Annotated in this window: 16 protein-coding genes and 1 pseudogene; 8 read left to right on the forward strand and 9 right to left on the reverse strand. The window is 64.1% G+C overall.

All coding sequences use genetic code 11. The features are described 5' to 3' along the window. Positions 1-49: 49 nt before the first annotated feature. A complete protein-coding gene (locus tag ABIC16_RS05780) occupies positions 50-790 on the reverse strand; it encodes a 16S rRNA (uracil(1498)-N(3))-methyltransferase (protein WP_354290381.1) in 741 nt (246 codons plus the stop codon). 124 nt (positions 791-914) lie between these two features. Here ABIC16_RS05780 and ABIC16_RS05785 point away from each other — a divergent pair, with 124 nt between their 5' ends. Both ABIC16_RS05785 and ABIC16_RS05790 read left to right on the forward strand, forming a co-directional pair. Next, a complete protein-coding gene (locus ABIC16_RS05785; protein WP_354290382.1) occupies positions 915-1580 on the forward strand; it encodes a YoaK family protein in 666 nt (221 codons plus the stop codon). A gap of 317 nt (positions 1581-1897) precedes the next feature. Next, on the forward strand, positions 1898-2320 hold the full coding sequence (locus tag ABIC16_RS05790) for a hypothetical protein (RefSeq protein ID WP_354290383.1): 423 nt from the start codon (positions 1898-1900) through the stop codon (positions 2318-2320). Here the strand turns inward: ABIC16_RS05790 and ABIC16_RS05795 are convergent. Next, positions 2317-2472, reverse strand: a complete 156-nt coding sequence (locus ABIC16_RS05795) for a hypothetical protein (RefSeq protein WP_354290384.1) — start codon at positions 2470-2472, stop codon at positions 2317-2319. The two genes, ABIC16_RS05790 and ABIC16_RS05795, sit on opposite strands and share 4 nt — an antisense overlap. Positions 2473-2748: 276 nt before the next feature. Here ABIC16_RS05795 and ABIC16_RS05800 point away from each other — a divergent pair, with 276 nt between their 5' ends. From ABIC16_RS05800 to ABIC16_RS05815, 4 genes are all read left to right on the forward strand, one after another. Then, positions 2749-3063: a hypothetical protein gene (locus ABIC16_RS05800; RefSeq protein ID WP_277971512.1), complete on the forward strand. Its 315-nt coding sequence runs from the start codon at positions 2749-2751 to the stop codon at positions 3061-3063. A 147-nt stretch (positions 3064-3210) separates the two neighbouring features. Beyond that, complete coding sequence (ubiA, locus tag ABIC16_RS05805; RefSeq protein ID WP_354290385.1) at positions 3211-4137, forward strand: 4-hydroxybenzoate octaprenyltransferase; 927 nt, start codon at positions 3211-3213, stop codon at positions 4135-4137. 74 nt (positions 4138-4211) lie between these two features. Beyond that, positions 4212-5567, forward strand: coding sequence for a TldD/PmbA family protein (locus ABIC16_RS05810; RefSeq protein ID WP_354290386.1), 1356 nt, complete (start codon positions 4212-4214; stop codon positions 5565-5567). Beyond that, positions 5560-6339, forward strand: coding sequence for a 3'(2'),5'-bisphosphate nucleotidase CysQ (locus ABIC16_RS05815; RefSeq protein ID WP_354290387.1), 780 nt, complete (start codon positions 5560-5562; stop codon positions 6337-6339). The genes ABIC16_RS05810 and ABIC16_RS05815 overlap by 8 nt, the downstream gene beginning before the upstream one ends. Before the next feature lie 146 nt (positions 6340-6485). Here the strand turns inward: ABIC16_RS05815 and ABIC16_RS05820 are convergent, their stop codons facing one another. From ABIC16_RS05820 to rpoB, 4 genes and pseudogenes are all read right to left on the reverse strand, one after another. Then, on the reverse strand, positions 6486-7034 hold the full coding sequence (locus ABIC16_RS05820) for a pseudouridine synthase (protein ID WP_354290388.1): 549 nt from the start codon (positions 7032-7034) through the stop codon (positions 6486-6488). A 91-nt stretch (positions 7035-7125) separates the two neighbouring features. After that, a complete protein-coding gene (locus ABIC16_RS05825; protein ID WP_354290389.1) occupies positions 7126-9915 on the reverse strand; it encodes a TonB-dependent receptor in 2790 nt (929 codons plus the stop codon). A 491-nt stretch (positions 9916-10406) separates the two neighbouring features. Continuing rightward, positions 10407-14699: a DNA-directed RNA polymerase subunit beta' gene (gene rpoC / locus ABIC16_RS05830; protein WP_354290390.1), complete on the reverse strand. Its 4293-nt coding sequence runs from the start codon at positions 14697-14699 to the stop codon at positions 10407-10409. Positions 14700-14869: 170 nt separating this feature from the next. Beyond that, positions 14870-19055, reverse strand: a pseudogene (gene rpoB, locus ABIC16_RS05835) (DNA-directed RNA polymerase subunit beta). Between the two features lie 355 nt (positions 19056-19410). On the opposite strand from rpoB, the gene ABIC16_RS05840 reads away from it, so the two are divergent. Beyond that, complete coding sequence (locus ABIC16_RS05840) at positions 19411-20586, forward strand: hypothetical protein (protein WP_354290391.1); 1176 nt, start codon at positions 19411-19413, stop codon at positions 20584-20586. A gap of 127 nt (positions 20587-20713) precedes the next feature. Here ABIC16_RS05840 and ABIC16_RS05845 read toward each other — a convergent pair whose 3' ends face one another. Beyond that, the gene (locus tag ABIC16_RS05845; RefSeq protein WP_354290392.1) at positions 20714-22357 is read right to left on the reverse strand and encodes a bacterial transcriptional activator domain-containing protein; all 1644 of its coding nucleotides are present in this window, start codon (positions 22355-22357) and stop codon (positions 20714-20716) included. 930 nt (positions 22358-23287) lie between these two features. Between ABIC16_RS05845 and ABIC16_RS05850 the strand changes: the two genes are divergently transcribed. Then, positions 23288-23863, forward strand: a complete 576-nt coding sequence (locus ABIC16_RS05850; RefSeq protein WP_277971397.1) for a PEPxxWA-CTERM sorting domain-containing protein — start codon at positions 23288-23290, stop codon at positions 23861-23863. A gap of 85 nt (positions 23864-23948) precedes the next feature. On the opposite strand, the gene ABIC16_RS05855 is transcribed toward ABIC16_RS05850, so the two are convergent. Together ABIC16_RS05855 and ABIC16_RS05860 are read right to left on the reverse strand one after the other, a co-directional pair. Continuing rightward, on the reverse strand, positions 23949-24635 hold the full coding sequence (locus ABIC16_RS05855; protein ID WP_277971396.1) for a hypothetical protein: 687 nt from the start codon (positions 24633-24635) through the stop codon (positions 23949-23951). 4 nt (positions 24636-24639) lie between these two features. Beyond that, positions 24640-25851: a toxic anion resistance protein gene (locus ABIC16_RS05860; RefSeq protein ID WP_277971395.1), complete on the reverse strand. Its 1212-nt coding sequence runs from the start codon at positions 25849-25851 to the stop codon at positions 24640-24642. Between the last annotated feature and the right edge of the window lie 46 nt (positions 25852-25897).

Consider the following 25897-nt stretch of genomic DNA (forward strand, 5'->3'; position numbering starts at 1 on the left):
CGCCTTAGCGCTGTGGGAGGCCGCCCGCCAGCAGGTTTCGATCCGCCACCTACCAATCACCGCGCGCGGCCATCCACAGCGCGGTTGCAGCAGCGGCGGCGGTGTCCGCGCGCAAGATCCGGGGGCCCAACGTGATAGCGACGGCACTTGGCACGGCGCGGATCGCGTCGCGCTCGGCATCGTCGAATCCGCCTTCGGGACCGATTAGGATCGCGGCGCTCGCTGGTCCCGTGCGCATTGCTTCCGCCGCCGGCACCCCGCCGGTTTCGTCGGCGAAATAGAGCGCCCGGTCCGCCGGCCAGTCGCGTAGCAGGCTGGCGAGTTTGACGGGCTCGGCCAGTTCCGGGACCGCGGTTCGTCCGCATTGCTCCGCCGCCTCGATCATGTGCGCACGAAGGCGCTCGCCGTTCAGTCGGTCTATGATGGTCCGCCGGGTCAGCACTGGCAACAGCCGCGCGACGCCGAGTTCGCACGCCTTCTCCGCGACCCAGTCGATCCGGCCCTTCTTGATCGGGGCTGCGCACAGCCACAGGTCGGGAACATGTTCTCGCTCGCGCAGCCGTTCGGTGACATCGAGCATCAGGTCGCGCTTGCCGACGCTGGCGGCGATGCCGAGCCATTCCCCCGATTCGCCGTCGAACAGCTTGACCGGATCCCCCGCCTTCATTCGCATGACGGTGACGAGGTAATGCGCCTGTGCGCCCTCGATGCGCAGCGGTCCGGGCAGGAGCGGGTGCTCGACGAACAGGCGCGGGGTGGATTGCGGCGGCCAGGCGGGGGTAGCGGGCATGGAGCCTCGTAGAGCGGATTGCCCGCGCAACACAATCGCGTGTCGCGGATCCTATCGGAAGCCCTGCGTTCCTGTTCCCGTGCTATCGCTGTAAAACAGGCAGTCGAAAGCCGGGGAAAAGCACATGACGGGGTACGGCAGAAGGGTCTGGGTGCTGGCGGCGGGCACGTCGAGTGTGGCGGGCTATGTCGATGCGGTCGGGTTCTTGAAACTGGGCGGGCTGTTCGTGTCGTTCATGAGCGGAAATTCCACTCGGCTTGCCGTCGGCATGGTGGTCGACCCGCAAGTCGCGCGCATGGCGATCACGTTGCTGGCGGCGTTTGTCGGGGGGGTGATTGCGGGCACGCTGATCTCGGCGGCGGCGGGATCGTGGCGCAAGCGCGTGATCCTGCTGGTCGTCGGCGGGTTGCTCGCGCTGTCCGGGGCGCTCGACCTGTATGGTTGGGGTGGCTGGGCGACACCGCTGATGGCGGCTGCGATGGGATGCGTGAACACCACCTTCCAGCGCGCAGGCGAAGTCAGCATCGGTGTCACCTACATGACGGGCACGCTCGTCAAGTTCGGGCAGCGGCTGGCGGATGCATTGCTGGGCGGCCCGCGCTGGGGATGGGTGCCGTATCTGGCACTATGGCTTGGGCTGGTCGCCGGCGCGGTCGCGGGGAGCGTGATGTACCTTCGCTTCGGCACCGCGAGCATCTGGGGCGCGGCGGGGGTGGCGGTGGCACTGGCCGGGTTTGCGATGTCGATCGGGCCGGTCGCTCCCTCGCGCGTTGCCCGAGTTCGTCCGTAGGGCCGGACCGCCCTCGCTAGGAGGGCACGCGACGAATATGACAGCGCGGATCGGAGATCGTCCCGGGACAGCGAGGCAGGGCTGCAGTAGTATGTGCTCGAATCGCACCTATGGGGTAATACATGCTATATGGTTGGAGCCCGTCAATCGGTGATCCGACGGTTTATGGGTGGTTGACAGTATTTTTCTATTTTGTAGCGGCAGCAATCAGTTACTGTAATTGGCACGCTAACCGTCTCCCGACGCGACCAGGACCAAACGCATTCTTCAGATCCCGTGCACGGCGGCGGTTTTGGATTGTAACAGGATTTGTCCTGTTGGGCCTTGGGATCAACAAGCAGCTCGATCTTCAGACACTGCTGACCGACATCGGACGCGCCACCGCGCGGGAACAGGGGTGGTACGACGCGCGTCAGGGCGTCCAGCGGCAGTTCGTTAGCGCGGTCGCCGTCATAGCGCTGGTGTGCGGCGCGACCCTGCCTGTGCTCGCGCGCCGCGCCGGGCGATGGGAAATGGCCGCAACCATCGGGCTGGTCAGTCTGTTTGCGTTCGTCGGGATCCGGGCCGCGTCGTTTCACCATATCGACGCGGTGCTGAGCAGCACTTGGGCCGGGGCGAAAATCAACCATGTGATGGAATTGGGCGGGATCGTGGTGATCGCGTTGACTGCCTTGGGGCGCAAAGCGCAGGATCGAAGGGGACGCCACCCGAAGCGCTGGGGCCGGGTATTACAGACCTAGCGTCGGCGCATCCCGGCGCGCACCAGCATCAGGAGCAGCGCGACGGCGATCGTACCTAATACGACCCAAGCGGCGACCATCCCGACGCTGCGCGCGACGGCCCACAGCAAGGCCTCGAAAAAGCGTCCGATCGCAACGGAAAGATGGACCAAAAGCGGGTTCTCCGGGCCAGCGGGCACGTGTTGTCTGAGGTGGGGGCCAGGCAAATGCAAAGAGATGATGTGGCGGACGCGGCTTCAAAAAGCGAGGCAGAATGACGCCGGTCAACGTCCTTTCTCTCTGCCACGCGGAAAAATCACCTTCAGGACAAGGCGTAAATCCCATTTCCGAACAAGCGGTTCGTCGGCGTCTGGGAACCACTCGTCGTACGTGTCGTTTCCACACCGGTATTACAGATCGTCACCGATCGTTTCTAAAGGGAGAAATTCATGTCCGATTACCGTCGCACCGACCCCGTCGTCGAAAAGCGCAGCGGCGCTGGCCGCACCATTCTGATCATCCTCGTGGTGATCGCCGTCGTCGTCGGCCTGCTGTTCGCGACGGGTTTCTGGAGTGCGAATGTGACCAAGAGCGGCGCCCTGCCGGAAGTTTCGGTCAAGGGCGGCGAGTTGCCGAAGGTCGACATGGATTCGAAGGAAGTGGTCGTCGGCACGTCCGAGAAGACCGTCGAGGTCCCCAAGGTGAAGACCGAGAAGGAAACGGTCTCGGTCCCGACCATCGGCGTCAAGGACGACAACAAGTAAGTCGTTCTTTCGAGAACGTTCGAAAGGCCTCCGCCCCTCCGGGACGGGGGCCTTTTTTATAGGACGCAGCGTCGGTCGGGTTTCGGTCCCGCGTAAAAGCGGCGTGCCGTATTTCCCCGGCCTGTCGTCTTGCGCTACGGCACACCGATGGCTGCCACCGATCCCCGTGCTCCGCATCTGACCCCCGATACCGAACATCGCGGAATGGTCGGCTTGATGCCCACAGCAGCGCGACCATTCGCCTTGCTGGCGCGCTTCGACCGACCGATCGGATGGTGGCTGTTGTTCTGGCCCGGCGCGTGGAGCGTCGCGCTGGCCGGGGGGGCGGTCGAGCGGTGGGATCTGCTCCTGTGGTTGTTGCTCGGGAGCATCGCGATGCGTGGCGCGGGATGCGTCTTCAACGACATCGTCGACCGCGATCTCGACCGGCAAGTCGCGCGCACCCGCAGTCGCCCGCTGGCGAGCGGCGCGGTATCGGTAAAGGCGGCGGCGATCTGGCTGGTGCTGCTGTGCCTGATCGGGCTGGTCGTGCTGCTGCAACTGCATTGGTTCGTGGCGGTGATCGCGGTGTCGAGCCTTGCCCCCGTGGCCGCCTATCCGTTCATGAAGCGAATTACCTGGTGGCCGCAGATCTGGCTCGGGCTGGTGTTTTCCTGGGCGGCGCTGGTCGGATGGGCGGAGATCGCGCGGACGCTCTCGGTGCCCGGGCTGCTGCTGTACGCGGGGTCGATTTGCTGGGTGGTCGGCTATGATACGATCTATGCACTTCAGGACCGCGAGGACGATGCGCTGATTGGCGTGCGCTCGTCCGCCTTGCGCATGGGACGCCATGTGCGGGCGGGGGTCGCAACATTCTACGCGGCGGCACTGGCGTTGTGGGCGGCGGCAATCTGGCTGTTGCGCCCGGATTGGCTGGCGGTCGTCGCGCTGCTGCCGGTCGCGCTGCATTTCTTGTGGCAAGTGGCGACGCTGCGACCCGAAGACGGCGCAGGCGCGCTGGCGCGGTTTCGGTCGAACCGCTTTGCGGGATTGCTTATGTTCCTGGCGTGCGTGGTGGTGGGCACGACGATCTGATCCGCGTGGCGCGCGCGGTGACGAACAGCGAAAGCGCTCTAGCATCGGGCGGTGCGACGCCTTAAGTCCAAGCGATGCTAACCCCAGATCAGGCGCAGGACCGCGCCGCCGCTATCGTCACTCGTGCCACCGCCGCCGGAGCCGACGCCGCCGATGCCGTCTATGCCGCCGATATGTCGCTCGACATCTCCGTGCGGCTCGGCGCGCTCGAGGATGTCGGGCGGTCGGAAAGCGCCGAGCTCGGCCTGCGGGTGTTCGTCGGCAAACGGTCGGCCAGCGTCTCGACCTCGGATCTGTCGGAGGCCGCGATTGCCGAGCTGGTCGACCGTGCAGTCGCGATGGCGCGCGAGGCGCCGGAGGATGCCTGGGCCGGGCTGGCGCCCAAGGAACGGTTGATGCGTGGCGCCCCCCCGCTGCTCGATCTCGACGATGGCGGCGAGGCGTCGCCTGAAAGCCTGCGTGCCGTCGCGCAAGCCGCCGAGGACGCGGCGCGCGCGGTGCCCGGCGTCACCAACAGCGAAGGCGGCTCGGCGAGCGCATCACGATCGATCTGGGCGCTGGCGACGAGCCACGGCTTCGCCGCAGCCTATGCGGCGACCGGCTATGGCGTCTCCGCGAGCGTGCTGGCGGGTTCGACCGAGGGCGGGGGCGAAATGGTGCGCGATTATGCGTATCATTCGACGCGGCATCGCCGCGCGCTGGACGCACCCGAGACGATCGGGACCAAGGCGGGCGAACGCGCGGTCGCACGGGTGAACCCCGGCCGATTGGCGAGCGGGCCGATGCCGGTGGTGTACGATCCGCGGGTCGGATCCAGCCTGTTGGGGCATCTGACGGGTGCGATTTCGGGCGCGGCGATTACGCGCAAGACGAGTTTCCTGCTCGATGCGCTGGGCACGCAGGTATTTTCGGACGGCGTCACCGTGCTGGATGATCCGCATCGTCCGCATGGACTGCGCTCGCGTCCGTTCGACGGTGAGGGGCTGCCGGTCAGCCCGTGCGCGATCGTCGAGCACGGGATGCTCGAAACGTGGCTGCTCGACAGCGCCGCGGCCCGGCAATTGGGGATGGAGCCAACCGGCCATGCTGCGCGCGGTGTCGGCGGTGGACCCGGTGTTTCGCCGAGCAACCTCCACATGGTCGCGGGCAAGGTGCCGGTGCAGACGCTGATCGAGGACATTGCGAACGGGGTCTATGTCACCGAGCTGATCGGCATGGGCGTCAACGGCGTGACGGGCGATTATTCGCGCGGCGCCGCAGGGTTCCGCATCGTCGACGGCAAGATCGCCGGGCCGGTCGCCGAATTCACGATCGCGGGCAATTTGCGGGAAATGTACCGTAACCTCATTCCCGCCAACGACCTTGAGTTCCGCTACGGCACCAACGTCCCGACGCTGCGGGTCGAGGGGATGACCGTCGCCAGTGGTTGAACCCGGACTGGCGGACGCGGTCGCGGCGATTGCCGCCGACGCGGGTGCGCTGGCGTTGCGTCAGTGGCGCACCGACTTCGCGCGCTGGGAGAAGGCGCCGGGCGACCCGGTCTGTGCGGTCGACCTGGAAGTGAACGCCTTCCTGCGCGAACGCCTGTCGGCGCTTCTGCCGGACGCAGGATGGCTTTCGGAAGAGACCGCCGACAATCCCGACCGCCTCGCGTGCGCGCGGCTGTGGGTGGTCGATCCGATCGACGGGACGCGCGACTATATCCGCGGGCGGGACGGTTGGGCGGTGTCGATCGCGCTGGTCGATAACGGGCGGCCGGTGATCGGCGTGCTCGACGCTGCGGCGCGCGGGCAAGTGTTTCGCGCTGAACTGGGGCAGGGGGCGTGGGGCAACGGCATGCGGCTGGCGGTCGGCGATCGGCGCGTGTTTAGCGGATCGCGCGTGCCGACCGACGCTCTGCCCAAGGTCGATCGCGATCTGGTCGCGGTGGCGAAACCCAATTCGATTGCGCTTCGGATCGCGATGGTCGCGGCGGATGAGGCAGATCTGGTCGCGACCTTGCGCTGGGGTTGGGAGTGGGATGTCGCTGCTGCCGTGCTGATCGCAGCCGAAGCGGGGGCGGCCGTGAGCGATGCGCTGGGGCAGGGGCTGACGTTCAACACGCCGCGGGCGCAGGCTTTCGGGGTGGTGACGTGCGTGCCGGGGATCCATGCGGCTGCGATCGAGCGGTTGCGGGAGCGCGCTGTGGCGCTTTCTGGGTGAGCTTGCTGAGGGGGTTGCTTTGCTTTGCGGCCCCACCCCAACCCCTCCCCTTAAGGGGAGGGGCTAAGAAGACAAAAGGATCTCCCTTCCCCTTCAGGGGAGGGGCTGGGGGTGGGGGGTGTCTCACCGAGAACCCACCTCGCCGCTCAAACAACAACCTCCCGCATCTCCCCCGGCGCAAGCCCCTCGATCGTCCATTCCCCGATCCGCCAGCGCACCAGCCGCAAGGTTGGAAACCCCATCGCAGCGGTCATGCGCCGCACCTGCCGGTTGCGCCCCTCGCGGATCGTCAGCGAGATCCAGCCATCGGGCACACTCTTGCGAAACCGTACCGGCGGATCGCGCGGCCATAACGCGGGATCGGCGATCCGCTCGACCTCGGCCGGCAGCGTCATTCCGTCCTTGAGCAGCACGCCCTTTCGAAGCGGCGCAAGCGCGGCGTCATCCGGGTCGCCCTCGACCTGGATCAGATAGGTCTTGGGCAGCTTGAACTTGGGGTCCGCGATCCTCGCCTGCAGACGGCCATCGTCGGTCAGCAGCATCAATCCCTCGCTGTCGCGGTCGAGCCGCCCCGCGGGATAGACTCCCGGCACCGTGACGTAGGTGGACAGTGTCGGTCTGGGACTGGGCGATTTGGCATCGGTGAATTGCGACAGGACGTCATAGGGTTTGTTGAGCAGGATCAGGCGCGCCATTGCCGCTCCCTACGCGCAAAGCCCCTCCAACACAAAAACGCCGCCCGGAGAGTCTTCGGGCGGCGTTTCGGTCTGACGGGCAGGGTTAGGCTTACATGCGGAACGAAACCGATCCGACGAAGGTCCGGCCGTTCTTGTAGAAGGCGGTCGGGCGATCCGGCGTGCCGTTATATTGCAAGTACGTCTCGTCGAGCAGGTTCTGCGCGTTGGCCGTGAACGTGATCGAATCGTTGAGCTTGAAGCTCGCCGAAAGGTCGACCTGATTGTACGGCGCGACCATCTCGCGCGACCCGAGGCGACCGATCGTGCGGAAGTAGGACGACCGGTAGCTGTAGCTCAGCCGCGCCTGGAACGGACCCTTCTCGAAATAAGGGATCACGTTGACGGTGTGCTTGGACAGATACGGCAGGTTGAGCGCCGCGCCCGTCACATCGACCGAGGATGTCTTGCTGTCCTGATACGAATAGTTCGCCTGAAGCCCGAATCCACCCCAGATTTCCGCCTGACCCGACACGAGCGCGCCGTTGACCGTCGCCTTGCCGCCGTTGATCGGCCGCGAGACGTTGTAACGGTTGTCGAGCTGCCCGGTCAGCGAGTTGAACAGCGTGACGTTCTGCTGACGGATGTTGATGATATAGTTCGAGATCTCTCGGCGGAACAGCTCGACCGCCAGCAGCGTACCGGCGCGCGGATAATATTCCGCGGTCAGTTCGTAGTTTACCGATTCGTACGGCTTGAGATCGGGGTTGCCGCCGCCAGCGTCGAAGGTCGTGTCGTTCTGCGTGATGGATGCTGCCAGATCCTGGTAGCGCGGACGCGAGATGACCTTTGCCACCGCACCGCGGAAGATGATCTGCTGGCTCGCCTCATAGGCGATGTTGAGGCTTGGGAGGAATTTCAGATAATCGGTCGTCGAGGTCGTCGGCACCGGGGCAGGCGTCGGGTTCGCAACCGTCGGCAGCGTCAGCGCATAGTTGGAAACGTCGCGCGTATAGACAAGGCGACCACCAATGTTGCCGCGGAACCCGCCTTGGTTGAAGTTCGCCTGCAGGTACGATGCCGCGACGGTTTCCTTGACGCTCGTCGTCGCGCCCACCTTGGTGATCAGCGGCGTGTTGATCGAATTCGCCAGGATGTCGATCACCGACTGTTCCGGCAGGTTGAGGTATTGCGTGGCGTTGCCGTTGCCGCCGCTACCGCTGAACGTCCCGTCCGGCGTCGCGAGCGTGGTGACCCCAAGCTGCGATCCGAGCTTCGACGTCGTCAGGTAGGTGTTGATGCCGCGGCCGTCGATCCGGTTGAGGTGATCGGTGACGCGCGACCCGAGCAGCACTTCGGTGAACGGCCCGAACGAGACCGGGATGGTCGCGTCATAGCCGCCGAAGATGTCGCGGTCGGTCGTGACGCTGAAGTCCTGTCCGCCGATCTGCGCGCCGTTGAGCTGCGTGCCGTTGACGATGACCGGACGGCCCTCGATCTGCGCGGCGTTGTTTCTCGGGTTGGTGAAATAGTTCGCAGCGTTGGTCGGATCGCCGACGAAGTTCACGGTCGCCGAGTTCGGCGTGAAGGCATAGCTGTAAGGTAGCTTGGTCTGGACGTTGAACAGATATTCCGGGTTGCGCCCGCCGGTCGCCTTGCTCCAGCCGCCCGCGAACGCGATCTTCGCGCCGCCCGAGCCTTCCCAGTCCGCAAACAGGTTGATGTTGTCGGTCTTGAGCTTGGTCTTGCGGACGAGCGTATCGAGCTGCGCGCTCTGGTTCTTCGCGCCTGCGAACGTGGCGCCGGTGACGGTGCCGTTGGCGATCGTCGCCGAGGTCAGCACGTCACCCGTCCACGCGCCTGGGATGGTGTACATCGACTGGCTGTAGTTGTTGTAATTGCCGTCAATGTGCAAGCCGTTGAGCGTCAGCGTCAGGTTCTGCACCGGACGATACTGGACCGTGCCGGACACGCTCTTGCGCTCGCGGGTTTGCTGAAAATAGGCATAGTTGATGCCGAACGGCGATGCGGCCTTGTACAGGTCCGAGATCGTCCCGCCGTTGATCGTCGCGCCGGGGCTCTTGAGGCTCAGCGTGCCGTCGGCGGCGCGGTTGACGAAGGGGCTGCTGTAGGTGCCATTGGCGTTGGGGGCGACGTTGTCATAGCCGAAGAACTCGACGCCTGCGCGGGTCAGGCTCTGCTTGTCGTAGGTCGCGGCGACGAGGAAGCCGAAGGTGTCGGACTTGTTCTTCCAGCTGTAGAGGCCCGACCCCCGGATGTTCCCCTTGTCCGAACGATCGTTGTACGTGTAGCCGCCCGACGCGAAGATCGAATTGGCGGGGGTGTCGAGCGGACGCCGCGTGCGGACGATAACGGTGCCGCCGAGGCTGCCTTCCTCGACCCGCGGTTCCGGCGACTTGTAGACTTCGAGCCGCTCGACCAGTTCGGGCGCAAGCAGCGAATAGTTGAAGGTACGGCTCGACGGATCGTTGTCGTTGCCACCCCAGTCGGCAGAGGCGAGCGCGTGGCCGTCGAGCAGCATGCGGTTGAGCGCGGGGTCGGTACCGAGGATCGCGACCTTCTCGCCCTCGCCGAAGCGACGATCGATGCTGACGCCCGGGATGTGCGACAGCGATTCTGCGACGTTGCGATCCGGGAACTTGCCGATCGCCTCTGACGTGATGACGTCGACGACGGCGTTCGCCTTGCGCTTTACGGAGATGGCGCTGCGGAGGCTTTCCCGCAGTCCGGTAACGACGATGTCGCCGTCAGAGGAGTCTGCGGGTGCTGTTGCCTGGGCGGTCGCTGCTGGCGCTTCGGCCGGCGCGGTCTGCGCCGCTGCGGGCAGGACGGTAAGCCCCGCGAGAATGGTCGAGCTTAGCAATCCGGTATAAAACTTCATGAAATCCACCCCTTAGACCGGCCCGGCAGCAGTAGACTGCTCAGCGCCAAACGCCCCGCTGTTGCCGGGCAACCAACATTCCAACGAAAGGTCCGGCATTGGTGTGCTCTGGTGACCTTGTTTTGCCCCGATTGAGTAACAAAGAAGAAATAATAAATCTATTCCCAATTTCGTTGACATAGCGACGTTGGATCGGACCATTCCTTAAATAATATAGTCTAAACAATAACTTAGAAAGGCGTCGGAAGTCAGAAGACGCTGCCGCGCGGTCGCAGATCCTCCCAAAGTATGAACAATACCGAATTTCTGAAATGGTTTTGCAGTCCCGGGGCAGCGGTATGGTGCGCGGTATCTGTGGCGGGCCTGGGGGCGGCGATATCAGGTTGCGCACCGCCAAACCGTAGACATCTCAATGACGTACAAAAAAAGCCGCCGACCCGAACGGGTCGACGGCTTTTTGTCATGTCAGGCGGTGTGCCCAAACGCGGAGATTACTCCTTGTTCAGATACTCACCCGCATCGGCGTCGCTACCATGACCGCTGGTGGTGACGGCTGCGAGCGGATCGCTCCCGGCACCCCCTGAGTCGCGCGCGGACCGCGCGAGCTCTGCCTCATGCTCTTCCTTCGCCGAGTTCGGCGCGACGATCGCAACCTCGGCGAGACGCCGCTGCTGGACCCGCAGCGCCGCATCGCGCGACGAAGCGGTGACGCGCAGGCGGTTTAGCCCCGCACCTGTACCCGCCGGGATCAGGCGACCCACGATGACGTTCTCCTTGAGACCGGTCAGCGTGTCCTTCTTGCCCTGCACCGATGCTTCGGTGAGGACTCGGGTGGTCTCCTGGAACGACGCCGCCGAGATGAAGCTGCGGGTCTGCAGCGACGCCTTGGTGATGCCGAGCAGGACAGGCTTGCCCTGAGCAGGACGCTCCTTCTTGTCGATCTTCGAGTTGATGTCGTCCATCTCGTCGCGATCGACCTGTTCGCCCGCCAACAGCGTGGTGTCGCCGCCGTCGGTGATCTCGACCTTCTGCAGCATCTGACGAACGATCGTCTCGATGTGCTTGTCGTTGATCTTCACGCCCTGGAGACGATAGACCTCCTGGATTTCCGACACGAGATATTCGGCCAAGGGCTCGATGCCGAGCACTTCCAGAATGTCATGCGGATCAGGCGAGCCGCCGATAAGGTTGTCGCCGCGCTTGACGTAATCGCCTTCCTGCACGTCGATGACCTTCGACTTCGGCACCAGATACTCCACGACATCACCGCCGTCCTCGGGCTGGATACCGATCTTGCGCTTCGCCTTGTAATCCTTGCCGAACACCACGCGACCGGAGACCTTAGCGATGATCGCATTCTCCTTCGGCTTGCGCGCTTCGAACAGCTCGGCAACACGCGGCAGACCGCCGGTGATGTCGCGCGTCTTGGCGCTTTCACGGCTGACACGGGCCAGAACGTCACCGCCCGAAACCGTCGCCCCATCCTCGACCGAGAGCGTAGCGCCCGCGACGAGCATGTACCGACCGGCTTCCTCGGCGCTTTCACCCGTGAGGGTAAGGCGCGGACGGAGATCCTCCTTGGCCTTGGTGGTCGCGCGATATTCGATCACGACCCGCTGCGAGATACCCGTCGCTTCATCGGCCTGCTCGACGAGCGTCTTGCCCTCGATCAGATCGACATACTTCACGACGCCGGGGTTCTCGGTGATCACCGGCATGGTGAACGGATCCCACTCCGCCAGACGATCGCCCTTTTCGACGATGTGGCCATCGTCGAAGAGCACGTAGGCGCCGTACGGAATACGGTGCACCGCGCGCTCGCGGCCGTCCATGTCGACGATCGCGATTTCGCCCGAACGGCTAAGCACGACGCGGCGGCCACGCTGGTCGGTGATGGTGCGAAGATCACGATATTCCATCGTGCCGTCGGCCACTGCCTCCAGGTTGGACTGCTCATTGAGCTGTGCTGCACCACCGATGTGGAAGGTACGCATCGTCAGCTGCGTGCCCGGCTCACCAATCGACTGCGCCGCGATGACGCCGACCGCTTCGCCGATGTTCACCGGAGTCCCGCGGGCGAGATCGCGCCCGTAGCACTTGCCGCAGACACCGATCTTGGTCTCGCAGACCAGCGGCGAGCGGATCTTGCACGACTGCGTCCCGATCGCCTCGATCCGCGCGACCATCGGCTCGTCGAGCAGCGTGCCCGACGGGATCACGATCTCGCCGGTCTTGCTGTCCACGATGTCCTCGGCCGTGGTGCGGCCAAGGATGCGCTCGCCGAGCGATGCGATGGTCGAACCGCCCTGGACGATCGCCCGCATCTCAAGTGCGCGCGTTGTGCCGCAATCCTCCTCGATAATGACGCAATCCTGCGACACATCGACGAGACGTCGCGTCAAATAGCCCGAATTCGCGGTCTTCAGCGCCGTATCCGCGAGACCCTTACGGGCACCGTGGGTGGAGTTGAAGTACTCAAGGACGGTCAGGCCTTCCTTAAAGTTCGAGATGATCGGCGTTTCGATGATCTCGCCCGACGGCTTGGCCATCAGGCCGCGCATGCCGGCCAACTGCTTGATCTGCGCCTGCGAACCACGCGCACCCGAGTGGGCCATCATGTAGATCGAGTTGATGTCCTTCTCGCGGCCCTTCATCGGGCCGTCGTCATAATGCCGAACCGCCTTGATCTCGTTCATCATCGAGTTCGCCACCAGGTCGCCGCAACGGCTCCAGGCGTCGATCACCTTGTTGTACTTCTCTTGCTGCGTAATCAGGCCGTCCTGATACTGCTGCTCGAAGTCCTTCACTTGATCGCGCGTCTCGTCGACCAGCTTTTCCTTGTCCGGCGCGATGATCATGTCATCCTTGCCGAACGAAATGCCCGCCTTGAACGCATGCTTGAAGCCCAGCGACATGATCGCGTCGGCGAACAGCACCGTGTCCTTCTGGCCGGCGTGGCGATAGACCTCGTCGATCACGTCGCCGACATCTTTCTTGGTCAGAAGGCGGTTGACGATGTCGAACGGCACCTTGTGGTTCTGCGGCAGGCACTCGCCGAGCAGCATGCGACCGGGGGTGGTCTCATAGCGCTTGAGGTACTGCTTGCCGTCCTCGTCGGTCTGCGGGACGCGGCTGATGATCTTGGTGTGGAGCGTGACCGCGCCAGCCTCGATCGCGTGATGAACCTCCTGCATGTCGGAGATCATCATGCCCTCGCCGGGCTCGCCTTCCTTGAGCATCGACAGATAATAGAGACCCAGCACCATGTCCTGCGACGGTACGATGATTGGCTTGCCGTTCGCGGGCGACAGGATGTTGTTGGTCGACATCATCAGCACGCGGGCTTCGAGCTGCGCCTCCAGCGACAGCGGCACGTGGACCGCCATCTGATCGCCGTCGAAATCGGCGTTGAAGGCCGAGCAGACCAGCGGGTGCAGCTGGATCGCCTTGCCCTCGATCAGCACGGGCTCGAACGCCTGGATGCCCAGACGGTGAAGCGTCGGCGCGCGGTTCAGCATCACGGGATGCTCGCGGATCACCTCGTCGAGGATGTCCCAGACTTCCTTGCGCTCCTTCTCGACCCACTTCTTCGCCTGCTTCAGGGTCATGGACAGACCCTTGGCGTCGAGACGGGCGTAGATGAACGGCTTGAACAGCTCGAGCGCCATCTTCTTCGGCAGGCCGCACTGGTGCAGCTTGAGCTCAGGCCCGGTCACGATGACCGAACGACCCGAATAGTCGACGCGCTTACCGAGAAGGTTCTGACGGAAGCGGCCCTGCTTGCCCTTGAGCATGTCGGACAGCGACTTGAGCGGCCGCTTGTTGGCGCCCGTGATCGTGCGACCGCGGCGACCGTTGTCGAACAGCGCGTCGACGGCCTCCTGCAGCATGCGCTTCTCGTTGCGGACGATGATGTCCGGCGCACGCAGCTCCATCAGGCGCTTCAAGCGGTTGTTGCGGTTGATCACGCGGCGATACAGATCGTTCAGATCCGACGTCGCGAAACGACCACCGTCCAGCGGCACCAGCGGGCGCAGCTCGGGCGGAATGACCGGAACGACCTCGAGAATCATCCACTCCGGGCGGTTGCCTGAATCGATGAAGCTCTCGACGACCTTGAGCCGCTTGATGATCTTCTTGGGCTTCAGCTCGGACTTGGTGACCGCGAGCTCTTCGAGCAGCTCCTTGCGCTCGCCTTCGAGATCGAGGTCCTGGAGCATGATGCGGACGGCTTCCGCGCCGATGCCGGCCGAGAAGGCGTCTTCGCCATACTCGTCCTGCGCGTCGAGGAGCTCGTCCTCGGTCATCAGCTGGTACTTCTCGAGCGGGGTCAGGCCCGGCTCGATCACGATATACGCCTCGAAGTACAGCACGCGCTCGAGCTGCTTCAGCTGCATGTCGAGCAGCAAGCCGATGCGCGAAGGCAGCGACTTGAGGAACCAGATGTGCGCGACCGGGGCGGCCAGCTCGATGTGGCCCATGCGCTCACGCCGGACCTTCGAGACGGTGACTTCGACGCCGCACTTCTCGCAGACGATGCCCTTGTACTTCATGCGCTTGTACTTGCCGCACAGGCACTCGTAATCCTTGATCGGACCGAAGATGCGCGCGCAGAACAGGCCGTCACGCTCGGGCTTGAACGTGCGATAGTTGATGGTCTCGGGCTTCTTGATCTCACCGAACGACCAGCTGCGGATCTTGTCCGGGCTGGCGATGCCGATCTGGATCTGGTCGAAGGTCTCGGCCTTGACGACCGGGTTCGCGAAATTGGTCAGTTCGTTCATGGAGATGAACCTTTCCTCGAAATCTTACCCCCCACCCGCTTGCGGGAGGGGGAGGGGCCCAGCCTCTTCAGGCTGGGAGGGGGTGGGCACCCGGAAGCGACCGTGCGGTCCGCCGCGGGCCGGGAGCCCACCCCTCATTCCCCTCCCGCAAGCGGGAGGGGAGGCTCGTGTTACTCTGCCGCGATCGCGACGCCGTCGCTGTCGAAATGCTCGGTCGTGGTCAGCTCGATGTTGAGGCCGAGCGAACGCATTTCCTTGACGAGAACGTTGAAGCTCTCCGGAATCCCGGCCTCGAAGGTGTCGTCACCCTTGACGATCGCCTCATAGACCTTGGTGCGCCCGACGACGTCGTCCGACTTGACCGTGAGCATTTCCTGCAAGGTGTACGCAGCGCCGTAGGCCTGAAGCGCCCAGACCTCCATCTCACCGAAGCGCTGACCACCGAACTGCGCCTTACCACCCAGCGGCTGCTGCGTGACGAGCGAGTACGGCCCGATCGACCGGGCGTGGATCTTGTCGTCGACCAGATGGTGCAGCTTGAGCATGTAGATGATGCCCACGGTGACCTTGCGATCGAACTTGTCGCCGGTGCGCCCGTCGAACAATTCCGACTGACCCGACGGATCGAGACCCGCCAGTTCCAGCATCGCCGATACGTCGGCTTCACGAGCACCGTCGAACACAGGCGTTCCCATCGGGATGCCGGTGCGCAGGTTGTCCGTCAGCTCGATGATCTGCTCGGCGGTCCGCGCCTCGATGTCTGCGGCGTAGTGATCGCCGTACACTTCGAGCAGCCGTGCCTTGACCGCGTCGGGCATGTCGCCCGCCTTGGGTTCGGGGTTGGCGTCGCGCCAATCCTCGAGCGCACGGTGGACCTGTTGCCCCAGGTTACGGGCAGCCCAGCCGAGATGCGTCTCGAAGATCTGACCGACGTTCATGCGCGACGGCACGCCCAGCGGGTTGAGCACGAGATCGACCGGCGTACCGTCGGCGAGGAACGGCATGTCCTCCGCCGGCAGGATCCGCGAGATGACGCCCTTGTTCCCGTGACGGCCGGCCATCTTGTCGCCCGGCTGCAGCTTGCGCTTCACCGCGACGAAAACCTTGACCATCTTGAGCACGCCTGGCGGCAGCTCATCACCACGCTCGAGCTTGTCGCGACGATCGTGGAACTTGTCGAGGATCAGCTTGGCGGCATCGTCATACTGCGTCTTGACCGCTTCCAGATCGCTCTGGGTCTTGTCGTCGGCAACCGCGAACTTCCACCATTCGTGACGATCGACGCTGTCGAGGACGTCCTGGTCGATGACCACGCCCTTCTTCGGCCCGTTCTTGGGAACGGCGGTTGCCGTCTGGCCGATCAGCATCTCGCGCAGACGCGACCAGGTCGCGCGGTTGAGGATGCTGCGCTCGTCGTCCGAATCCTTCTTGAGGCGCTCGATCTCTTCGCGCTCGATCGCCATCGCGCGCTCGTCCTTGTCGATGCCGTGGCGGTTGAACACCCGGACCTCAACGACCGTACCCGCAACACCCGGCGGCAGGCGGAGCGACGTGTCGCGCACGTCCGACGCCTTCTCACCAAAGATCGCGCGGAGCAGCTTTTCTTCCGGCGTCATCGGGCTTTCGCCCTTCGGCGTGATCTTGCCCGCGAGAATATCGCCCGGTTCGACCTCTGCGCCGATGTACACGATGCCAGCTTCGTCGAGGTTGCGGAGCGCTTCCTCGCCGACGTTGGGGATATCGCGCGTGATGTCTTCCGGCCCGAGCTTTGTGTCGCGCGCCATGACTTCGAATTCCTCGATGTGGATCGAGGTGAAGACGTCGTCCTTGACGATACGCTCGGAGATGAGGATCGAATCCTCATAGTTGTACCCGTTCCACGGCATGAACGCGACGAGCGCGTTACGGCCGAGCGCGAGCTCACCGAACTCGGTCGACGGACCGTCGGCAATGACGTCGCCAGCATGGATCACGTCGCCCACCTTCACCAGCGGACGCTGGTTGATGCAGGTGTTCTGGTTCGAGCGCTGGAACTTCATCAGCGTGTAGATGTCGACGCCCGACTGGCCGGCATCGATCTCGCCGGTTGCACGGATGACGATACGCGCCGCGTCGACCTGGTCGACGATGCCAGCCCGCTTGGCCGAGATTGCAGCACCCGAATCGCGTGCCACGGTCTCTTCCATGCCGGTGCCGACGAACGGTGCCTCGGCCTGGACCAGCGGAACCGCCTGACGCTGCATGTTCGAGCCCATCAGTGCGCGGTTGGCGTCATCGTTTTCCAGGAACGGAATGAGCGATGCCGCGACCGAGACGAGCTGCTTGGGGCTGACGTCCATAAGGGTGATGTTGTTGGGGATCGCCATCAGGAATTCGCCCGCCTGACGCGACGAGACGAGTTCTTCGACGAAGCCGTTGGTCGAATCGAGCTCGGCGTTGGCCTGCGCGATCGTGTGCTTGGCCTCTTCCATCGCCGACAAGTACACCACGTCGTCGGTCACCTTGTGGTCGACGACCTTGCGGTACGGCGTCTCGATGAAGCCATACTTGTTGACGCGGCTGAACGACGCGAGCGAGTTGATCAGACCGATGTTCGGGCCTTCCGGCGTCTCGATCGGGCAGATACGGCCATAATGCGTCGGGTGAACGTCGCGGACTTCGAAGCCTGCGCGCTCACGCGTCAGACCACCCGGTCCAAGGGCCGACACGCGACGCTTGTGGGTGACTTCCGACAGCGGGTTGGTCTGATCCATGAACTGCGACAGCTGCGACGAGCCGAAGAATTCGCGGACCGCGGCAACCGCTGGCTTCGCGTTGATCAGGTCGTTCGGCATCACGGTCGACACGTCGACCGACGACATACGCTCCTTCACAGCGCGCTCCATGCGGAGCAGGCCGACGCGATACTGGTTCTCGAGCAACTCGCCGACCGAACGCACACGACGGTTACCGAGGTTGTCGATATCGTCGATGTCGCCCTTGCCGTCCTTGAGGTTCACGAGCGTCTTGACGACTTCGAGAATGTCCTCGGTGCGCAGCGTGGTAACGGTGTCCTCGACATCGAGGTCGAGACGCATGTTGAGCTTCACACGACCGACAGCCGACAGGTCGTAGCGGTCGGGATCGAAGAACAGGCCGCTGAACAGCGACTCTGCGGTCTCGAGCGTGGGCGGCTCGCCCGGGCGCATGACGCGGTAGATGTCCGACAGCGCCTGCTCGCGTTCCTCGGCCTTGTCGACCTTGAGCGTGTTGCGGATCCACGGGCCCGTCGCGACGTGATCGATATCGAGCAGTTCGATCCGATCGATCCCGGCCTGGTCGAGCAGCTCAAGGTTCTCGGCCGACACTTCGTCGCCCGCCTCGATGTAGATCTGGCCGGTGTTGTCGTTGATCAGGTCATAGGCGCTGTAACGGCCGAAGATTTCCTCGGTCGGGATCAGCAGGTCGGTCAGGCCGTCCTTAGCTGCCTTGTTGGCTGCGCGCGGGCTGATCTTCTGGCCGTTGGCGAACACGATCTCGCCGGTCTTGGCGTCGATGATGTCGTACATCGGCTTCTGGCCACGCCAGTTTTCAGCCTGGAACGGGATGATCCAGCCACCTTGGCCACGGACGAAGGTCACGCGGTTGTAGAAGTGGTTGAGGATTTCCTCGCCGGTCATGCCGAGCGCGTAGAGCAGCGCCGTCACCGGCAGCTTGCGCTTGCGATCGATGCGGACGTTGACGATGTCCTTGGCGTCGAACTCGAAGTCGAGCCACGACCCGCGATACGGAATGACGCGCGCGGCAAACAGATACTTGCCCGATGCGTGGGTCTTGCCGCGGTCATGGTCGAACAGGACGCCCGGCGAACGGTGCATCTGCGAGACGATGACACGCTCGGTGCCGTTGATGATGAAGGTGCCGTTGCCCGTCATCAGGGGCATGTCGCCCATGTAGACGTCCTGCTCCTTGATATCGAGGACCGAACGCGAATCGGTATCGGCATCGACCTCGAACACGATCAGGCGCAGCGTGACGCGCATCGGTGCCGCATAGGTGATACCACCGCTGGCGACACTCGTCGGTGTCGAACTTGGGGGGCTCGAGCTCGTAATTGACGAAGTCGAGTTCGGCGGTGCCGGCGAAATCGCGGATCGGGAAAACGCTGCGCAGCGTCTTCTCGAGACCCGAGACATAACCGATCGCGGGGTCAGAGCGCAGGAACTGCTCGTAGCTCTCGCGCTGGACCTCGATCAGGTTCGGCATCTGCACGACTTCGTGGATGTTGCCGAAAACCTTGCGGATACGGCGCTTGGCGGTGCCGCTTTCTGCTGCGCGCGGCTTGGCCGTGCCCTCGTTGGTTGCCTTGGTCGCCATGGAGTTTTTGCCCTCAAGCTCTAAATTCGTGCCCGGAAACGCCCGGGCGGGCACGCCGAAAACGCAAAAAGCCGCATGTCCTCCGCAAGGCGGAACGACAGCAGCTTTCATGCGTCTCGTAAAACCACAATCCCAATACGATCGACATGCTGCGCGACGGCACGTCCTTTCCCGAAGATTATGGTCGAATGCGCCATATAGGGACGGTGCGGGGACGTGTCAAATCGTGGGTTGACGGAGTTTTGCACGGTGCGCGCCTGTGATAGGGCGAACAGAGCAGGCGGCGCGGCGAATTGGTCGCGGGTACCGGAAGCGCGGCTTTGGCGGTTGCGCTATTGTCGCTATGGGCGGTGCCGTGAAAAACATCCCCCGCACCGCTCCATTCCTGTTCGCACTTCTGTTGGCAACCCAGGCGGAGGCGCAAACGTCCACGCCCGCTACACCGCTGTCTGATCTTGACGGGTTCAGCCTGCCATCGTCGCGCCCCACGCCAAGGGTCGCGCCCGACGCGGAGCCGACGACCGGCGCCTCGGCGCCGCGTCCGACGGTGACACCGACACCAGCGCCTGCCGCGCCGGTGGTCGCTGCGCCTGTGCCACCGCCCCGCGTCGTCCCGACCGTGCGCGTCACCCCGGTCGCTCGACCATCGAGCGAACCCGGCGTGACGGTGCGCGTGCGGCCGGCGCCGGTCGCGACGCCCACCCCGGTCGCCGCGCCGACGCCCGCCGCGCTCGAGCCGGTCCCGACGCCGACGGCCGCGCCGGTCGCTGTGGTGTCGCCGACGCCTGACGGAGCGAGGACGACGCCGGTTGCTCCGTCTCAAACCGCGCAGCGGGGTGAAGCGGGGACGTCTTGGGTGTGGCTGGTCTTGGGCGGGCTGGGGGTCGCGATTGCTGGCTTTCTGGCGTTGCGCCGGCGGAAGGTCGATGCGAATGCCCCCACTTTTGCGGATGTTGCCAATGATGTTGCCGATGCTCCGTTGGTGATGCGGGCGGAGCCGGCACCGGTTGCCACAGCCGCGCTTGAGTCGCGCGCGCGGCTCGAGATCGATTGCGTCGCGACGCGGGCCGGGACCAATCTGCTTAGCGTGGCAGTCGATTATCGCATCGTAGTGCGCAACGTCGGCGACGCGCTGGCGAGCGGGATCCGGCTCGATCTGCGGCTGCTGGGGATGGGGGCGCAGCACGACGCGCTGCTGGACGCGCTTTTCGCGCTGCCGATCGAGAAATCGATCGCCGCGCCGTTCGATCTTCCGCCGGGAACTGCGGTCGATCTCAGTGGGATGGCGATGCACCCCAAGGAAACGATCGAGACGGTGGAGATCGGTGGGCGGCGGATGGTCGTACCGCTGCTCTCGGTCAATGTGCGCTATGGCTGGCTGGAGGGCGGCGCGGGGCAGACTGCGCGACCGTTCGTGATCGGGGTCGATCCGGGGACGGGGGGGCGGTTGCAGCCGTTCCGGATCGATAGCGCCGCGCGGATGGTGCAGAACATTGCGATCATCGCGTACACCGACGGCGTAACCCGCTGACCGAGCGCCGTTTGTCGGGAAGGATAAGGGTGAACGAGGACGTTCCGGGCGCTGTCCGGGGTGACGCCATTAACCGCCGATCATGACCGGTTTGCGCCCATCCGGAACCGGTTTTCGCGCAGTATGACTACGGTTCGCGCTGTTTTGTCGCTGGTTTGGGTAGCAAAGCGGCGGCGGCAGGTCGTTCCGGGGTGTCGAACGGACCCTGCGCCACGGGCAGGAGCGTCGTGCGCGCTTCCTCTCCGAGATCACGCGCGACCAGTTCCGCCCCCAGCTTTACCCTCGGGCTGGCGGCGGCAGGGACGGCGTGAACGACCTTCGACAATCCTTCCACCGCACGGTCCGGGGCGGCTTTCCCGGCGACGCCGAAACTGTCGTAATAGGCGATGAGCGGGAGGATGCCCTCCGGGTCGAGATGGTTGGCCTTGACGAGGACGCGTCGCGCATCCTCCAGCGACTGCCTCCGGTCGGCGGCGGGGGTGCGCGCCGCCAGTTGCGCAAGCGCCGTGCCTTTCCACACCAGCGCCCGCGTATCCGTCGGCGATGTGGCGACCACGCGTTCGGCGGCCCCCAGGCATTCGTCCGCATTCCCGGCGCGACATTCCGCCTCCGCCAGAAGCAACGGGTGTTCGATGAAACCGGGGAACTGCCGCGCATTCTCGCGGAGCCGCCCGAGCCAGGCCGAGCGGCGAGCAATGGCGGTTGCGCGCGCGCTGCTGCCTTCGGCCGGCAGGCCGATCCGTGCCCCAAGCTCGAGCCGACCCCGGATCAAGCCAGCCTCCGCCCGAGTCAGGCGACGGACGATCGGCGCAGGCGCGCGTTCGGCGGGAAAGGTCATGCGTTCCGCTTGAACCGCGCGTCCCCGATAGGCGTTCACGGCGCGCTGGAGCTCGGCCGGATTGCCCAAGGCGCTTGCCGCGCTTTGTGGATCTGCACCTTGTGTCACGGCACTGAGATAGGCCCGCAGCCGCGGTTTCCAAGCGTCCGAGAAATACAAGAGGTGGACCAGCCGCCACGCCTGATAGGGAGTCCAGGCGCGGCCTTTGCCCGAGAGGTAGTGGCCATTCAGGACGTCCGTGACCGGATAGTCGCCGTAATGCTCCATGACCTGACGGAAACCAGACGGAAGCTGTCCGTATTCGACGGAGGTTTCGCCAGCCACCATCGTCGCGAACAGCTCTCCGAAGCCCTGCAGAAACCAGCGCGGATAGGCTGCCGGAAAGTAGGTCATCAGGTAGTTCTGTGCGAAGCCGGCGTAGAGACGGGATTGCGCCGACTGGCAAACCGCGATTTCGTTCACGGGAAGCTGCTTGAGCAGGTTGAAGACGTCGTACCCCTCTTCCCCGGTCGGACTGATCGTGGGGTTCAGGAAGAATTGCGCCACCGGAGGATCAGCGTCGCCACCAACGCAATTGCGGTTCGTCGGACGCCCGAGCGACGGTTGTAGCACCAGATTCACGCCGTCCTCGGTCGTCGCGAGAACGGACCCCTCTTCGCGGGGGTCATAATAGATCGTCTTGGAAAAGGCCTGCGGAAACGGCCCATATTGCCAGCGCAGGTCCGTCAATCGAAGCTGCTCGAACGCTCCGGCATTGCCGATCATCGTCACTGCGATCTTGATCGTCTCGTCCGGCGCGTCCGCCCGACCGAACAGGGCGGAGAGCAGAAAGTGCAGCGTTTCGAGATCGTGCGCGGTCCGTCGCAATCCCGGCTCACTGCTTTGGCTGAAAACGACGACGTGGGGCGTTTCCGCTACGCGCCAGTTGCTCATCTCCTTCTCGGAATCGCGCGTCCTGACGCCCGTGACCGTGATCGGCATATCGCCGTTTCTCACCGGTGCCGTCAGCTGCGCGGGCGCGGGCAAGCCCACGGAAGCACCCGCGAGGAAAAGCATCCACCGCGTCTTCGTTCGAAGCCTCACATCGCCCTCCCGCGTATCCGGATCGTGATGAAGCGCCTGGTCGGGTCCAAAATCAAGGTTCTTGGAAGCGAAGTCTGCGCGGTCCGAATGGTGGCATCTACAAGATCGCCGTCTTCTCATGGAGGTAGTCCGAAGACGGCGCGACGTCATTAGGTCGCAAACGTCGGCAGACGTTGGCGGTCAGCGATGGGGACGGAAAGGGATACCCCGAAATCCGGATCGTCTTGGTGTCGATAGGACGCGAGTCCGAAACTGACGACGTTCCGTTACGAGTTTGGCAGGCTCAAATCGACGGTGTGCCATGTATTGCATTCGAGTGCGCCGGTCTGAACGCGCCGCGTCCCGCTGGGGTCTTTACCGTTCGCGATCGTGCGCTCTGGAAATGCTACTCTTCCATCCATTTGCGACGGGCAGGGAGAGAAAGTTTGTTTTCGGCGGAAAAGATCAAATAAGCGCATTTCAAATTAGCCAAACTTCCGAGCAAGACACTGCCAAGCTTCACAGAAAGCCGGAACTGTACGCGGAAAATGCTACGTTTAATCTAGGGTGTCGCTCACTCTTACAACGCATTCACGCCGGTTGAGGGCGGTGCGTGCATCTGACCATGGTTAACACTTGTCTGCCACCTGACCGCGTCTCCGCCTGTCGCACAGGACGATGAATCCTGACATTCTGCTGCACTGCAGCGTGCGAAACGGCGGGTTTCTGCGGTTGGCACGAAACTTGTTAACCTTTCAGCCGTGTCCAACTGGACCAGCAATTAGTAAGAGGGTAGCGAGTATGAAGAAGATTTTGAGCGCAGCAGCCGTGGCGCTGCTGGCAACGGCCGCTCCGGCGTTTGCCGCTGAGAACATCACGGAAAACCTCACCGCGCAGTTCAACAACCCGCTGGGCGCAACCACCACCGGAACGTTCTTCGGTCAGGTTCGCGTGACCGTCAGCGGCACCGGCTTCTCGAATGGCCAGACCGTCAACGACGCGTTCTTCCAGACGGTTTCGCAGGCGCGCAACTCCGGCCTGTACCAGCTCGCCTACACCGCCGGCACGTTCGCTTCGACCGGTGCAACGCGCGCCCAGGCCGCAGCGAACTCGATCGTCGGTGCCTTCCCGACGTTCAACGCGAACAACACCTACTCGTTCGTCCTGAACACCGGTCTGACGCAGGCGAACGCCAGCGTCCTGTCGTTCGGCGTTGCTGACGATGTCTATCGTGACAATGGCGGCGCGTACAACTTCACGGTTTCGTCGGCTGTTCCTGAGCCGGCAACGTGGGGCATGATGCTGATCGGCTTCGGCATGATCGGTTTCGGCCTGCGCTCGTACAAGCGTTCGTCGACCAAGGTCACCTACGCCTGAGCGTAAAACCTTCGGGTAGAGATACCGCCGTCTCGCTTGCGAGACGGCGGTATTTTTTTGTCCGGCGTCGGTCGGGCCGTAGCGCTCAGTCGCGATACTTGATTTCCAGGAAGCGGCCGCGTGTCTCGAGCAAGTCGAGATCGCCTTGCGCGAGTTGCGCGGACATCTGTCCGATTTCCTCGTCGATCACGCGCAGGCCATCGGCAAGCTGCGCGTCGGGGGTGCGGCCGTTGCGCTCGACCGTGCGCAGCGCGGCTGGAACCTTGGCATAATCGCGCAGCAGTTCGGGAAGCTGTTCGCCGACCAACTTGCGCACCTCGGTTGCGGCGGGCTGCTGCTCGTCGAGCGTCTGCAACTGCGGTGCGAGCGCCTCCAGTCGGACGCCGATGCCGTCGACCAGCGTCTGCGCCGGCGCCGGGAGCAGCGCACGCTGGGTATCGAGCCATTGTTCGGTCATCAGCGGGAGCGCCTTGAGCGGGACGGCGTGCAACTGTTCGGCGCGGACGGTCGGGGTCAGGCTTGCGAAGAGCAGGGTCGCGGTGACGATCGCCATCACCACGAAGACGAGGAGCGCGCCGCCCATCCCGAGCGGAACGAACCAGCCGACCGCGATGGCGGCGACGAGGATCGCGAGGTCGGCGGCGGCGGCATACCCGACGCGTTTCGCCAGGCTCGTCGCGGCGCGCCGGCGCCCCCGCTGCAGCGCGCGCGCGGCGCGTGTTCGATCGAGCATCTCTCCGGCACGCGCAACCTGGCGGTCGACGTCGGTCATCGGATCACTCCGCTTCCAGCTTGAAGGTATCGCCGGGGCCGGACAGCCGGTTCTGTGCGGCCCCCTCAGCGCGCGCGATATAACCCTTCGACTTCTCGACTTCGTTCGACAGCGTGCCGACCGTCGTTTTCATCGAATCCAGCGCCTTGAGCTTGAAGCTGTCGATCGCGTCCATTGTGTCATAGATGTTCTGGAACGCGCGCTGGAGCGTCTCGACCGGGATGGTCGAAGCGGCGGCCTGTTCGTGGATCGTCGCGGTCTGCGACTTGAGCAGCTTGCCGGTCGCATCGATGATGTTCGCGGTGGTCGTGTTAAGCGCGGTGATCTGGTCGAGCACGAGCCGCTGGTTGGCGAGCGCCTGCGCGACCGTCACCGCGGTGCGCAGCGCGGACACGGTGGTGGTCGAGGCACGGTCGACACCCTTGATCAGCTCGACGTTGTTCTTCTTGACCAGATCGAGCGCGAGATAGCCCTGCACCGTCACCGCCATCTGCGTCAGCAGGTCCTGCGTGCGCTGGCGCACGTAGAACAGCGCGCTCTCGCGGATCGCCTTGGCCTTGGCGGGGTCGCTATGGTCGAGGTCGTTCGCCTTTTCCTCGAGCCGCGCGTCCATTTCCTTCGACAGCACGATCATCTGTTCGAGCCGCCCCATTGCGGTCCACAGGTTGCTGCGCTCGGTATCGATCGCGGCATTGTCCATCAGCAGCTCGTCCTTGCCGCGCGCGAGCGTCTTGAGGATCGCCGAGATGTGCGACTGCGAGGAGCGGTATTTGTCGAAATAGGTGTTGATGCTGCCGCCGAACAACTTGGACATGATCCCGCGGCTGGAGATCAGCTTGCTGTTGGTCGAGGGGTCGAGCTTCTCGATCGTGCGGCGAAGCTCGGTCAGGTCCGCGCCGACGCCGGTGTCGCCGTCCATCGCCTTGACCGGGCGATCGAGGAAGCGGTTGGATTGCTCGGCCGCCGCGCGGATCTCCTTCTGGCCCATCGCCGCGATCGCATCGACGCGCTTGCCGAACTCGGGCGAATTGACGTCCTGCGCGACGAGATCGTCGACGAAGCCCGCGACCTTGTCCTGCAACTTGCTGCGGACGCCGTCCTCCACGGGGACGAGGCCGATCGCTTTTTCGGGCGCGAGGACGGGAACGGGATCGGGCGGGGTCAGGACCAGCCCGGACGCCGCGGCATCCGTATCGGTCGGTGCAGTCGTCGCCATCGTCAATCTCCCACTTACGCGTCGCCCATAAATGCCGCCGATCCCC

Origin of the sequence: Sphingomonas sp. PvP055, assembly GCF_040546365.1 — a bacterium.
Lineage (GTDB): Bacteria > Pseudomonadota > Alphaproteobacteria > Sphingomonadales > Sphingomonadaceae > Sphingomonas > Sphingomonas echinoides_A.

Coding starts and splice junctions, on each gene's coding strand:
- ABIC16_RS05780 (WP_354290381.1), bottom strand. CDS start 790: ATGCCCGCTACCCCCGCCTGGCCGCCGCAATCCACCCCGCGCCTGTTC.
- ABIC16_RS05785 (WP_354290382.1), top strand. CDS start 915: ATGACGGGGTACGGCAGAAGGGTCTGGGTGCTGGCGGCGGGCACGTCG.
- ABIC16_RS05800 (WP_277971512.1), top strand. CDS start 2,749: ATGTCCGATTACCGTCGCACCGACCCCGTCGTCGAAAAGCGCAGCGGC.
- ubiA (WP_354290385.1), top strand. CDS start 3,211: ATGGCTGCCACCGATCCCCGTGCTCCGCATCTGACCCCCGATACCGAA.
- ABIC16_RS05810 (WP_354290386.1), top strand. CDS start 4,212: ATGCTAACCCCAGATCAGGCGCAGGACCGCGCCGCCGCTATCGTCACT.
- ABIC16_RS05820 (WP_354290388.1), bottom strand. CDS start 7,034: ATGGCGCGCCTGATCCTGCTCAACAAACCCTATGACGTCCTGTCGCAA.
- ABIC16_RS05825 (WP_354290389.1), bottom strand. CDS start 9,915: ATGAAGTTTTATACCGGATTGCTAAGCTCGACCATTCTCGCGGGGCTT.
- rpoC (WP_354290390.1), bottom strand. CDS start 14,699: ATGAACGAACTGACCAATTTCGCGAACCCGGTCGTCAAGGCCGAGACC.
- ABIC16_RS05845 (WP_354290392.1), bottom strand. CDS start 22,357: ATGAGCAACTGGCGCGTAGCGGAAACGCCCCACGTCGTCGTTTTCAGC.
- ABIC16_RS05850 (WP_277971397.1), top strand. CDS start 23,288: ATGAAGAAGATTTTGAGCGCAGCAGCCGTGGCGCTGCTGGCAACGGCC.
- ABIC16_RS05855 (WP_277971396.1), bottom strand. CDS start 24,635: ATGACCGACGTCGACCGCCAGGTTGCGCGTGCCGGAGAGATGCTCGAT.
- ABIC16_RS05860 (WP_277971395.1), bottom strand. CDS start 25,851: ATGGCGACGACTGCACCGACCGATACGGATGCCGCGGCGTCCGGGCTG.